This window comes from Paenibacillus sp. MCAF9, assembly GCF_052114265.1.
Taxonomy (GTDB): domain Bacteria; phylum Bacillota; class Bacilli; order Paenibacillales; family Paenibacillaceae; genus Pristimantibacillus.
The window spans coordinates 65,500-77,599 of record NZ_JBFREL010000010.1; the positions used below are offsets into that span (position 1 = coordinate 65,500).

Sequence of the window (12,100 nt, forward strand, 5' to 3'; positions counted from 1 at the left end):
TCCTTTCCAAAAAAACACTAATGTATTTACTATGTTAAATAAAATCGATTACTTTTGCATTAAAATATTCATTTTCGAATATTACCTGTTCAAAAAAGAGTTTTCTACCTTCACAGTACACATCATCGCTATATTCTTTTATATATTTATTTATTTCATCCTCAATTCTATTAAAAGATCTAACAACTAACCCCAAATTATATCTTTTAACTTGTTCTGCTAAATATGTTCCATCTAATGTAATGACTTGTTTTTTATATTGAGCAGAATTATATAGACGATTTGGAAGGAGCGTCTTATTATTTATACCGTTATTACTTACAAGTACATTTACTAAGTCACTGTTAAGATATAGCTCCTCTTCATTTTCTTTATAATATCTACCAGTAAGATATGTATTTTTTATTTCATTCTTTAGTATATATTTTTTTAAATCATCATTAATTATGCCTTCACCATGGTAATACAAATTTACAGTTTTGTTGTGTTTCATTGATCTAATAAGAGAAATATTCATACTATAATCTCTTATAGCACCTATATATGATATATTTATTAATTCTCTATTAAATATAGGTTTTATTACTTTCAATTCATTTAACTTGCTCACCTGTGTATTATGGTTTACCACATACTTCTCACTAATTGGAAGCCATCGTTTATACCCAGAGGAAGAAATCACTGTAAAATCGGAATTATCAATTAGATTTTTTACATTAAATATATTAATAATTTTATTATAGTCTCTAATATCTACAATATATTTATTTTTATATTTCTGTATTAATATACTTTTAAGAAAATAACAAAGTTGCAATCCAAAGATAATTACTTTATCGAATGAATTTTCTTTCATTTTTTTTTCAACAAATTTTTTATATTTATAATAATCATAGTAATTCCTTTGGTGACCTATTTTTTCATCTCTATATTTGAAATTTTCGTTGACCTCTTCTATCTGAAACCTATCCCAGTTTATTATTGTATAACTAACATTTTTTTTTCTTAGCAATTTTTCGTAATTTTCCACATAAGGCATATGTAGCGTGTTTGAAGGACAAATAAGTGCTATTTTCATAATGCCTCCTATATATTCATTAGATTATCCAAAAGTCTATTCTTTTCTCCACACTACTTTATCCACTATCTTTGTAAAGCTCTGAATAATCTTAACTACTTTTGCTGAAACGTTATCATCTACATAATCATGAGCCATGAGCATTTTTTCCTGATTGTCCCACATTGCTCTACTTAGAGCTACCGCTTGTTCGATTTCATTCTCCGTAACTCCTCCAATTACAACGCTACCTTTATCTAATACCTCTGGACGCTCAGTAGATGTTCTGATTAATACGCCAGGAAATCCGAGGATGGCTGACTCTTCAGATAACGTACCACTGTCCGACAAAGTACAGAATGAATTTAATTGCAATTTATTATAATCAAAGAAACCAAAAGGCTTTAATTGCCTAACTAAAGGATGAAATTCAAAGTGTCTCTCCTCAATTTTTTTCCAGCTCCTAGGGTGAGTAGAGTATATTATAGGAATTTGATAACTAACAGCAATATTATTAAGAGCCTTCATAAGTGAAGTGAAATTCTCTTCATTGTCTATATTCTCTTCTCTATGAGCTGAAACTAATATATATTTTTCTTCTTTAAGATCAAGTTCCTGAAGCACTTTGCTAAATTGTATCTTTTCTAGATTCTTACGGAGCACTTCCGTCATTGGAGAGCCTGTAACAAAAATATGCTCTTTTCTTATCCCTTCGGAAAGCAGATATCTTCTACTATGCTCAGTGTATGGTAGGTTTATATCAGATATATGATCCACAATTTTCCTGTTAATCTCTTCCGGAACATTTTGATCAAAACATCTATTGCCGGCTTCCATATGGAAGATCGGTATCTTTAACCTCTTAGCAGAAATCGCACATAACGCAGAGTTAGTATCTCCTAATATTAATAAAGCATCTGGTTTTTCTTTTGATAATACTTCAAATGACTTGGCAATAATGTTTCCCATAGTCTCACCAAGATGATCACCTACTGCATTTAAATAATGATCCGGTTCTCGAAGTTCTAATTCATTAAAGAACACTTCATTAAGAGTATAATCCCAATTCTGGCCTGTATGTACTAATATATGATTGAAATATTTATCATTTGCTTTAATTACTTCTGATAATCGGATTATTTCTGGCCTTGTTCCAACAACAGTCATCACCTTTAATTTACTCATATTCTCTATACCTCCACAAAATAAGTATCGGGTTTATCAGGATTAAATATCTCACATGCCCAAAAAAGAGTAATCACTTCTTCATCACCGGTATTTGTAATAGAATGAGTATATCCAACCGGAATATCTACGACTTCTGGAATTTCCCCATTCACTTTATAATGCAATATCTCATCAGTATCAATCTTCCTAAACTTAATAATTGCTTCACCTTGAATAACAAGAAACTTCTCCACCTTAGTATGGTGCCAGTGATTGCCTCTCGTAATACCTGGTTTAGTTTTTGATATAAATATTTGTCCCATGCTATCTGACTTAATAAACTCGGCCAGCCAACCTCTTTTATCAACGTTTTTCTTTAGTTTGTAAGAGAAATTATCTTCTTCTAGATAAGATAAATATGTACCATATAGAGCTTTATCTAGCTGGCTCTCTAACGAAGGCATAATCAATGTTTCCCTATTATTTTTAAATGAATAAAGTTTATGTGCTAACTCGCCTACTGTTAGACTATATGTGACCGGAACTGAACTAAACACACCGTTTTTATTTTCATTACCTTCCATAGCTCTAATAAACTCAGCTACTACATCATCTATATAACTCAATGTAATAACTGATTCAGAATCATTAATTTGAACACTCAAATTTCTTGCAATGTTATAACAGAATGTCGCCACTACTGAGTTATAGTTTGGTCTACTCCATTTTCCAAATAAGTTGGGCAGTCTATAAACGATAGATCTTACTCCTGTTTCTTCGCTATATTGGAACAATAAATCCTCTCCTGCTTTCTTGCTCACGCCATAAAGATTACTTTTTTCAGCTTGGATAGAGGATGTAATAAGTATAGGTGCCTTGTTACTATGCTTCTTTAGTAATTCTACAAGCTCCGATGTAAAGTTGAAATTCCCTTCCATGAATTCTTTCTCATCATGGGGTCTGTTCACTCCGGCAAGATGGAATACAAACTCACATTCTTTTGTGTACTCGTTTAATAATGCTTTATCTGTTAATCTACTGACTTCTAATATATCTGAGTAACCCTTATTTTTAAGTTCATAGATTAAATTTTTACCTACAAAACCGCTGGAACCTGTAACAAGTATCTTCATTATCTATTCCAGCCTTTCAACTCTTCTTGAACATATTCGAGTGCTAAAAGTTTTTCTTTTATTTGTTCAATATTGAGTCTTTGAGTATTATGTGAGTTATATTCATCTTCTGAAGCTAACTGTTCATCACCTTCAATAAAATACTTGTCATAATTCAGATCTCTTTGGTCAGCAGGCACTCTATAGAAATTCCCGAAATCTTCGGAAACTATATGCTCTTCTTTTGTAAGTAATGTTTCATATAATTTCTCTCCGTGTCGAGTACCAATTATTACAATTTCATTATCTGCTTGAAATAACTCTCTAACAGCCTGTGCAAGATCACCGATTGTTGATGCTGGAGCTTTCTGCACCATAATATCTCCTGCTTGTGCATTATTAAATGCAAATATGACAAGTTCTACTGCTTCTTCAAGACTCATAAGGAACCTTGTCATATTAGGATCCGTTATCGTAAGAGCTTGGCCGCTTTTTATCTGTTCAATAAACAAAGGTATCACAGATCCACGGGATGCCATAACATTCCCATACCTTGACCCACTAATAAGAGTCTTTGTTGGTGAAACTGTCTTAGATTTAGCAATATACACCTTCTCCATCATCGCCTTAGATATGCCCATTGCATTTATTGGATAAGCAGCTTTATCTGTGGAAAGGCAGATTACTTTTTGCACTCCAGCTTCAATAGAGGCATTTAGAACATTCTCCGTTCCTAATACATTTGTCTTCACCGCTTCTAATGGGAAAAATTCACACGAAGGGACTTGTTTTAATGCTGCTGCATGAAATACAAAATCCACATCATGCATTGCATTTTTCACACTAGCCAGATCTCTTACATCCCCAATATAAAATTTTAATTTATTATTTTTATAAAGCTTTCTCATATCATCCTGCTTCTTTTCATCTCGAGAAAAAATTCGGATTTCACGTATATCAGTATCAAGAAATCTTTTTAATACTGCGTTACCAAATGATCCAGTACCTCCTGTAATTAATAGAGTCTTTTCTGTAAACATCATTTACATCCTCTTTTCTAATAATCGATTTAATAAACGATTTAATCGGTTCATATAAATTTCTTTTGAAAAGTTATCTTTATAATATTGCTTTGCATTATTGGCGAGCATAACATGATCTTCTTTAGAAGAATCAGCAAACTTCTTAATATTTTCAGCTAATTTAAGGTAGTCCTCAGCTGAAGAACAATAACCACAATTAGCTTCGTTTAGTACAATTTGAGTTTCACCATCTATAGCACCTATGATTGGTCTACCTGCAGCCATATAGGATTGTACTTTGTTCGGAAGTGTATAGGAAATTACCTTATTTGCTTTTAAAGTAATTAAAAAAGCATCTGCCAACTTATAAAATTGAGGCATCTTGTCTATTGTATGTTGACCATAAAATATAACATTTTTTATTCCTAATTGTTTAGCTAGTTGTTCACACTTCTGACGAGATGAACCATCACCTACTATATGAAATCTGATATTTTCGAGTTCTTTCAATTCATTTGCTGCATAAATAATCGTTTCAACACTCTGCATTTCACCAATATTTCCTGCAAATAATAGATCAATAAAATGCTCTTTTTTCAATAGTGGTTCTATATCTTCAAATAGTGCCTCCGCGTATACAGGTAGGTGTGTGATTTTTTTATTAATAAACAACGTATTTTGAAAATACTCGTGAAAGAGCCTTGAGCTTGTGAATATCTCATCTGCATTTGTATATATCCATTTACTTAGCTTTAGTAACAAAGTATAAACTTTACTATTTTCTGAGATCCCTGCCGATGCAACACTTTCAGGCCAAAGATCATGACAATATATGATTAATGGTTTCTTTGTTATTTTTTTAAGTAAGATTGCAGGTAATGCCATTGTTACTGGGGAAAGTTGGTATACAATTATCGCATCTTGTTTCTTTTCAAGAAACAATGCTTTAACAGTGGCACTCAGAGCAAAACTAACATAATTTAAAGCTAATCGTATTGTTCCAGTACCTCTACCAATAAGCCATGAACGTATAACCTTTACACCATTTATTCGTTCTCTACGGTTTCTTAAAAATCTATATTTATTATCTACTATTCCCTGAGGATAGTTCGGAAGTCCCGTCAGTACAGTAACTTGATGTCCTTCCTTTACTAACTCAAAGCAAATATCACTTACTCTAAATTGTTCCGGATGAAAGTATTGGCAAACTATTAGCAATTTCATATTATTTCCCTCTTTTTACTGCTACGTTTAAACTCTTCCACTTCCCCCTTTATCCCTTCCTCAAAAGATATTGGTGTATAGTTAAAATCTCTCAAGGCAGCTTCATGATCAAAAGCTTTATCCTCTTGCATTCTCAGAACTTGTTCGACAGAAATAACTGCATTTTTAAATAATTTATTATAAACTCTTGCTGCAACAATAGAAATCGATAGAGGTATTTTCACAATAATGTTTTTTTTATTTATAACATGAGAAACACATCGAATTAGATTGATATATTTTAATGAATCTTTTCCTGATAAACTATACTCCTTATTAAATGTCTTAGAACGATTCACTAACACATCGAAATATGCATAGCCTAAATCTTTAGCGTGAACAGGCTGCATTAAATTTTCTCCCTTACCGAACATAGGGAAAAATTTGAATTTACTTAGATAACCTATTAGTTTATACATATTTCTGTCATTTGAAGATCCATAAATCATTGTTGGTCGTAATATAGTAATTCCAATTTTTTCACGCTTCTTCATAATAGAATCTTCAATTCTGATATATTCTTCTGACGCGCTCTTATAACTAGAATATCTCCCAGTTGTATGTACTAATATCAGCCATTCTACATTATTTTCTAAAGCTGCGCTCACGACTCGCTCAGAATGAAAAATGGATGCTATATGAACTACCGTAGTCACATTTAACATTGATTTTCTAAGTTGCTCGATGTCATTAAGATCACAATATACAATTTCAATATCAAGACTGGAATTCTTCAATCTTTCTACAACGCTATTTTTTCTTACTATACAACGTATTTTCCCATTATATTTTTCACTCTCTAACTTTTCCAGAAACCAATTTCCTGAATGACCTGTTATTCCAGTTATATAAAGCAATCTTTCCACCCTTTCAAAAAAAGCTATATTCCCTTATTAGACGATTGAGACATCCCTTCTCTTACTCCTTCGCTCCTAATAACGCTTATTATTGTTTTGATAAAAACCTTGATATCAAAAGATAGGCTGATTTGCTCTACATATTCTCCATCATATTTCGCTTTAACGCTTACTGGAAGTTCATCTCTTCCATTAACCTGAGCCCATCCTGTTAATCCTGGATAAACATCATTAGCCCGATACAGATCACGTTCTACAATAAGATCATATTGATTCCATAACGCTGGACGAGGACCAACAATACTCATTTCACCCCTAAGTATATTAAAAATTTGTGGAAGCTCATCAAGACTTGTTTTTCTAAGAAGTTTACCTACTCTAGTAATTGCTATATCAGGATTCATAAGTAAATGCGTTGGCGTATCCTTAGGCGTATCAGTTCTCATAGTTCTGAATTTTAATATGTAAAAGTGTGACTTGTTGATCCCTATTCTCTTTTGTTTAAAAAAAACCGGCCCTCTAGAGTCTAACTGAATGCATATAGCAATGAGAACCAATAAAGGCCATATTATTATTACTGATACAAAAGCTATAATAAAGTCAACATAGCGTTTTAAATGAATATACATTTATGTACCTCCACTGTTGTATATCAAATGATTAGTTAACTTTCTGTTTTTGTTGATCAATAACCATCTGTAAGTATTTAAATAAATCGTCTTTTAAGTCCTCACGTTGCAAAGCAAATTCCAGTTGAGTCTTGATAAACCCCAGCTTCTCACCGACATCATATCTAACACCTTCAAAATCATAAGCATACACAGCTTCTACTCGATTCAACTCGGCAATGGCATCTGTTAATTGAATCTCGCCACCGGCCCCAGGTTGTTGATTATGTAGTATTCCAAAGATCTTTGGACTAAGAATATAACGTCCCATTATTGCTATATTAGAAGGGGCCTCTTCCTTCTTAGGCTTCTCTACTAGGTTATTCACACTATAAAGTCGATCGTGAATTTCTTTCCCGTCTACAATCCCATATCTAGATACATCATTCTCAGAGATGCTCTGTACACCTATAATCGATGATTTATAACGATCATACTGCTCAATCATCTGTTTTAAACAAGGCTTATCTGCTTGTACGATATCATCGCCGAGTAAAACAGCAAAAGGCTCATCACCTATGAATTTACGGGCACACCAAATGGCATGACCTAGCCCTTTTGCTTCCTTTTGACGAATATAATGTATATCTACCATTTTGGAAGACTTTTGCACTTCACTTAACAACTCAAACTTCCCTTTTTCAAATAAGCTTTGCTCCAATTCGAATGAGTTATCGAAATGATCTTCAATCGCTCTTTTTCCCTTACCAGTAACAATAATGATATCTTCGATTCCTGACTCTATTGCTTCTTCTACAATGTATTGAATAGTTGGCTTATCGACGATTGGCAGCATTTCTTTTGGCATCGCCTTAGTCGCTGGTAGAAATCTTGTTCCAAGTCCAGCCGCTGGAATGATAGCCTTACGAACTTTCATATCGCCTACCTCCTAGAGTTTATAACGTATATCTTTGTGACTTATTTTTCCTTAACAACCTCATCATAAGTCTTTCCTTGACTCATCCCATACTTCTTAGCTACCTGAATCAACTCATCATATTGCTCAGCAGATAGTTTATCGAGAATAATACTCCGTGCCTTTTTCTTTTCTTCTAGGTTCATTCCACCGCTTGCTAAAGCTTGTAGCTCTTTAATATCAGACATACTAAGCTCTTTTAGTAATACGGATGAAACCTTCGCTTTTTCAGATACCGTTATTTTTTCCTGTAGATCTTTAGCTTTGTCTATAGAAACCTCGCCGCTATAACCGTCTTTAGGCTTATCTTCTTCTTTAGATACGTTTGAATCATTAGATCCACTATTCTTTGTATTATCTGTCGTTGGCTTATCTTTAGTTCCATTTGAACTATCTGTCGTTTCATCATTATCAACCGTTGAAGAAGGATAATCCTTCCCCGTCGTATCCGTACCCTGCTCATCTGTCTTCGTCTCCGGAGTTGTCACTTCATTCAACAAATCACCCTCAAGGTCAGCAGCCAACGTAGAAATAAGCTTATCCACAGCATAATTAGCTGCAAATAAGCCCCCTACTCCTAGTATGACAATGATTGATGCGACCCAAATTAATATCTTCTTCCACTTTTTCTTACGCATGTGTAATCTCCTCCATTATGGTAATCTGTCTGCTAAGATACATGTGAATAAAAAGGAACAAGATGCTCGATAACATCTTTAATTGTCGTTTGATTATCTCCAATAGCTTTCTCGATTCGTTTGAATTGAAGCTCGAGTTCTACTCTATTGATTTGTGTTGGCTTGCCTATGTAAATCCGCTCATGTTGTGTGGATGACACTGCTTCTTCATCCGTTAGCAGCTCCTCGAATAGCTTCTCGCCTTCGCGCATACCGCTAAAGTTTATTTCGATATCTATATTCGGTTCGTAACCTGATAACCGAATGAGATCCTGCGCTAGATCAAGAATACGAACCGGTTCTCCCATATCTAGAACAAATATTTCTCCACCTTTTGCAAATGATCCCGCTTGAATAACGAGCTGTACTGCTTCAGGAATCGTCATGAAATATCTGACCATGTCGGGATGTGTAACAGTAACCGGACCGCCTGCAGCAATTTGCTGCTTGAACCTTGGAATAACGCTTCCACGGCTTCCTAGTACATTACCGAAACGTACTGCCACGAACTGGGTCTCACTTATTGTATTAATACTCTGTATGTACATCTCTGCAATTCTCTTGGTAGCCCCCATAATGCTTGATGGATTAACCGCTTTATCGGAGGAGATCATGACGAACCGTTCCGCTTTATATTTATCCGCGCAATCAGCTACGTTCCTCGTACCGAATACATTGTTCTTAACTGCCTCTGATGGATTTCGTTCCATAAGCGGCACATGCTTATGGGCTGCTGCATGGAATACAACTTGCGGCCTAAACCTACGGAATACATCATCTAAACGGCTTCGATCTTGAATGTCCGCTATTACCGTTTCCAAATGCACATTTGGGAATTTCGTCTTAAGCTCCATCTCAATCGTATAGATACTATTCTCACCGTGTCCAAGCAGAAGCAAGGTTTTAGGTCTAAATGAAGAAATCTGCCTGCATAGCTCTGAACCAATCGATCCTCCAGCACCTGTTACTAGAACAACTTTATCGGATACATAATTGGCTATACCCTCTAAATCTGTCATAACAGGTTCTCTACCCAGCAAATCTTCTACTTCAACATTGCGTAATGCCTTCACCGCAAGGCGCCCTTTGATAAAATCATTAATAGAAGGGATAATCTTGACCTTTGCTCCGGTCAGCTTGCAAATATTAATAATTTCCGTTATATGCACTCGCTTTGCAGACGGCATCGCGATAATAATGTCATGGATGTGATGTTTATGTACGATCTCTTCAATGTTCACCCTAGTTCCCAGAACTGATAAACCGACTACCTGCATATTGCGTTTATGTGGATCATCATCAATAAACCCTACTATACGATTGCCTAAAAAGCTGTTGCTTGTCATGATTTCCTTTGCAATTAACGCCCCACAATCTCCAGCGCCAACAACAAGTACATTGTTTGTCAAAGCGGTCTTTTTGGTTCTATTTACTCGGATTAAGCGCCAGAGGAACCGTGAGCCTCCCATTAATAGGAGCATGAGTTCAAGTGTTCGAGAGCTAATGGAGATAGGGACTCGTTCCCCATTTAATGCATAAGTTGCTCCGTACGATAAAACAAGTCCAATCACTATGGCTTTGGCCAGCTCAATAATTTCACCAATACTGGCATATTGCCACATTCGTCTGTACATTCGAAAAAAAGCTAAGCTGCTGCCACAAATAATGGTGGTTAAACATGCGAATTCAAGCATTTGTCTCACGTAGATGGGAGGGATGTTTCCGTTAAAACGAAAGAGATAGGATACCCCAATCGCTATCCATATAATACAAATATCTACCACCAGTATGACCAGCATTCTATTTCTATTACTCAACTAACTCATCCCTCCGCCAAAAGACATCTACTTGTATTTTTTCATTTTTCTTGAACACCATAATAATAGTAGTAAGCCTCTTCATTTGCCTTACGTTTCACATTATTCAGCACTACTCCCAAAATTCGCGCATTTACACTCTCAAGGTTTTTTACAGCTTTGCTGGCAATATCCCGCTTTACTTTCCCTTGATCAACAACAAGAATTACGCCATCACTTTTCGTAGCTACAATTTGTGCATCCGTTACTGCAAGCAGCGGCGGCGTATCAATGAGCACAATGTCATACATTTGTCTAAGCTGCTCAATTGTTGCCGTCATCCGCTTTGAACCCATCATCTCTGCCGGGTTTGGCGGTATGGCGCCTGATGTAATCACATCTAGATTAGGAATGTCTGTAACTTGTATTCCTTCCTCGAGCGAGCACTGCTGTGAAATAATGGACGACAACCCATAACGATTAGAGATAGAAAATGTATGATGGGCAGTAGGCTTACGAAGATCGGCATCAATAAGAACAACTTTCTTCTCTGATTGCGCGAAAGTGACCGCCAGATTCGTTATCGTTGTCGACTTCCCCTCACCAGGGCCTGCTGAAGAGACCATTAACACCTGCAATTTCTCATCTATTGATGAGAACTCTATGTTCGTCCTCAGAGCGCGATAGGATTCTGATATGGGAGAACGGGGATTCGTTAGCGTAATGATCTGACGCTTATTTTTCAATCGAGACACCCTCTAATTCACCTGCCTTGTAAGTTTGAGTTGTTTTGCTGGTTTGGCTAGAATTAGCATCCTCCGTATTCATTCTTGAGATCATAGCAAGCGTGGGCTGACCCAAAAACTGCAGCACATCTGCTTCGGTTTTAATCGTGTCATCCATATACTCAAGTAAGAATGTAATACCTACAGCAATCATTAAAGATACGATAAACGCGATCGCGACATTAAGAGGAACGTTCGGTGAAACCGGACTTGGCTGCGCATCGACCACAGCTTCATTCAGAATCGATACATTCTCCACTTTAAAAATATGCTGGATTTCTTCGCGGAAAACATTTGACACCGCATTGACAACTTGTGCTGCTTGCTTATAATCCACATCTTGCACGACTAATGTCATGACCTGTGTATTATTTACAGAGCTAACCTGGATTTTACGTGATAGCTCAGTCGCAGTTAACCCAAGCTGTGGATATTGCTCAGCCACTTTATCCAATATAGCCGGTGTTTTAATAATCTCTTTGTACGTATCAATCATTTTGATATTGGAGTTGATTTGATTAAGATCAAGCTGGCCGGTTGCCATTTGTGTCGTCGTTTGATTTACGATTATTTTAGTAGATGCCTCATAGACCGGGTCTTTAAAAAACATACTAATAACGGCCGCAGCTGCTGTACAGAGGAAAACAAATACTAATATTAGCGCCAATCTCTTCTTTATGATTGCCATATACTGTCGTAAGTCTAGTTCGTTAGACATGCATATTCCTCCATGGGATATAGTTATTTAGAATGAGAATATAATCCTCAAGAACTATACCT

At 35.6% G+C, this 12,100-nt stretch carries 12 protein-coding genes; all 12 read right to left on the reverse strand.

What is annotated here, in order from left to right:
• Positions 1 to 34 precede the first annotated feature (34 nt).
• Genes AB4Z45_RS17680 through AB4Z45_RS17735 form a run of 12 tightly spaced genes read right to left on the reverse strand, consistent with a single transcriptional unit; the run spans position 35 to position 12,038 of the window.
• Positions 35 to 1,078 carry a hypothetical protein gene (locus AB4Z45_RS17680; protein ID WP_441910554.1) on the reverse strand — a complete coding sequence of 348 codons (1,044 nt, stop codon included), beginning with the start codon at positions 1,076 to 1,078 and terminating at the stop codon, positions 35 to 37.
• A gap of 36 nt (positions 1,079 to 1,114) precedes the next feature.
• Positions 1,115 to 2,242, reverse strand: a complete 1,128-nt coding sequence (wecB, locus tag AB4Z45_RS17685; RefSeq protein ID WP_441910555.1) for a non-hydrolyzing UDP-N-acetylglucosamine 2-epimerase — start codon at positions 2,240 to 2,242, stop codon at positions 1,115 to 1,117.
• 5 nt (positions 2,243 to 2,247) lie between these two features.
• Positions 2,248 to 3,357 (reverse strand): polysaccharide biosynthesis C-terminal domain-containing protein, encoded by a 1,110-nt coding sequence (locus AB4Z45_RS17690; RefSeq protein WP_441910556.1) that lies wholly within the window; start codon positions 3,355 to 3,357, stop codon positions 2,248 to 2,250.
• Positions 3,357 to 4,376 carry a polysaccharide biosynthesis protein gene (locus tag AB4Z45_RS17695; RefSeq protein WP_441910643.1) on the reverse strand — a complete coding sequence of 340 codons (1,020 nt, stop codon included), beginning with the start codon at positions 4,374 to 4,376 and terminating at the stop codon, positions 3,357 to 3,359. The genes AB4Z45_RS17690 and AB4Z45_RS17695 overlap by 1 nt, the downstream gene beginning before the upstream one ends.
• A 3-nt stretch (positions 4,377 to 4,379) precedes the next feature.
• A complete protein-coding gene (locus AB4Z45_RS17700) occupies positions 4,380 to 5,582 on the reverse strand; it encodes a glycosyltransferase family 4 protein (RefSeq protein WP_441910557.1) in 1,203 nt (400 codons plus the stop codon).
• Entirely contained in the window at positions 5,579 to 6,478 is a 900-nt protein-coding gene (locus tag AB4Z45_RS17705; RefSeq protein ID WP_441910558.1) for an NAD-dependent epimerase/dehydratase family protein, read from the reverse strand. The genes AB4Z45_RS17700 and AB4Z45_RS17705 overlap by 4 nt, the downstream gene beginning before the upstream one ends.
• Positions 6,479 to 6,501: 23 nt before the next feature.
• Positions 6,502 to 7,107: a sugar transferase gene (locus AB4Z45_RS17710; RefSeq protein ID WP_441910559.1), complete on the reverse strand. Its 606-nt coding sequence runs from the start codon at positions 7,105 to 7,107 to the stop codon at positions 6,502 to 6,504.
• Positions 7,108 to 7,138: 31 nt separating this feature from the next.
• Positions 7,139 to 8,023 carry a UTP--glucose-1-phosphate uridylyltransferase GalU gene (gene galU / locus AB4Z45_RS17715; RefSeq protein WP_441910560.1) on the reverse strand — a complete coding sequence of 295 codons (885 nt, stop codon included), beginning with the start codon at positions 8,021 to 8,023 and terminating at the stop codon, positions 7,139 to 7,141.
• A gap of 41 nt (positions 8,024 to 8,064) precedes the next feature.
• Positions 8,065 to 8,700 carry a hypothetical protein gene (locus AB4Z45_RS17720; protein ID WP_441910561.1) on the reverse strand — a complete coding sequence of 212 codons (636 nt, stop codon included), beginning with the start codon at positions 8,698 to 8,700 and terminating at the stop codon, positions 8,065 to 8,067.
• A 32-nt stretch (positions 8,701 to 8,732) separates the two neighbouring features.
• Positions 8,733 to 10,556 carry a polysaccharide biosynthesis protein gene (locus tag AB4Z45_RS17725; protein ID WP_076268468.1) on the reverse strand — a complete coding sequence of 608 codons (1,824 nt, stop codon included), beginning with the start codon at positions 10,554 to 10,556 and terminating at the stop codon, positions 8,733 to 8,735.
• Positions 10,557 to 10,597: 41 nt separating this feature from the next.
• A complete protein-coding gene (locus AB4Z45_RS17730; RefSeq protein WP_076268469.1) occupies positions 10,598 to 11,290 on the reverse strand; it encodes a CpsD/CapB family tyrosine-protein kinase in 693 nt (230 codons plus the stop codon).
• Positions 11,271 to 12,038, reverse strand: coding sequence for a YveK family protein (locus AB4Z45_RS17735; protein ID WP_339206390.1), 768 nt, complete (start codon positions 12,036 to 12,038; stop codon positions 11,271 to 11,273). Before AB4Z45_RS17735 ends, AB4Z45_RS17730 begins: the two co-directional genes overlap by 20 nt.
• Between the last annotated feature and the right edge of the window lie 62 nt (positions 12,039 to 12,100).

What these genes read in the sequence shown, in the direction of transcription:
- AB4Z45_RS17690 (WP_441910556.1), bottom strand. Translation starts at nt 3,357, where the DNA reads ATGAAGATACTTGTTACAGGTTCCAGCGGTTTTGTAGGTAAAAATTTA.
- AB4Z45_RS17700 (WP_441910557.1), bottom strand. Translation starts at nt 5,582, where the DNA reads ATGAAATTGCTAATAGTTTGCCAATACTTTCATCCGGAACAATTTAGA.
- AB4Z45_RS17720 (WP_441910561.1), bottom strand. Translation starts at nt 8,700, where the DNA reads ATGCGTAAGAAAAAGTGGAAGAAGATATTAATTTGGGTCGCATCAATC.
- AB4Z45_RS17695 (WP_441910643.1), bottom strand. Translation starts at nt 4,376, where the DNA reads ATGTTTACAGAAAAGACTCTATTAATTACAGGAGGTACTGGATCATTT.
- wecB (WP_441910555.1), bottom strand. Translation starts at nt 2,242, where the DNA reads ATGAGTAAATTAAAGGTGATGACTGTTGTTGGAACAAGGCCAGAAATA.
- AB4Z45_RS17710 (WP_441910559.1), bottom strand. Translation starts at nt 7,107, where the DNA reads ATGTATATTCATTTAAAACGCTATGTTGACTTTATTATAGCTTTTGTA.
- AB4Z45_RS17680 (WP_441910554.1), bottom strand. Translation starts at nt 1,078, where the DNA reads ATGAAAATAGCACTTATTTGTCCTTCAAACACGCTACATATGCCTTAT.
- AB4Z45_RS17735 (WP_339206390.1), bottom strand. Translation starts at nt 12,038, where the DNA reads ATGTCTAACGAACTAGACTTACGACAGTATATGGCAATCATAAAGAAG.
- galU (WP_441910560.1), bottom strand. Translation starts at nt 8,023, where the DNA reads ATGAAAGTTCGTAAGGCTATCATTCCAGCGGCTGGACTTGGAACAAGA.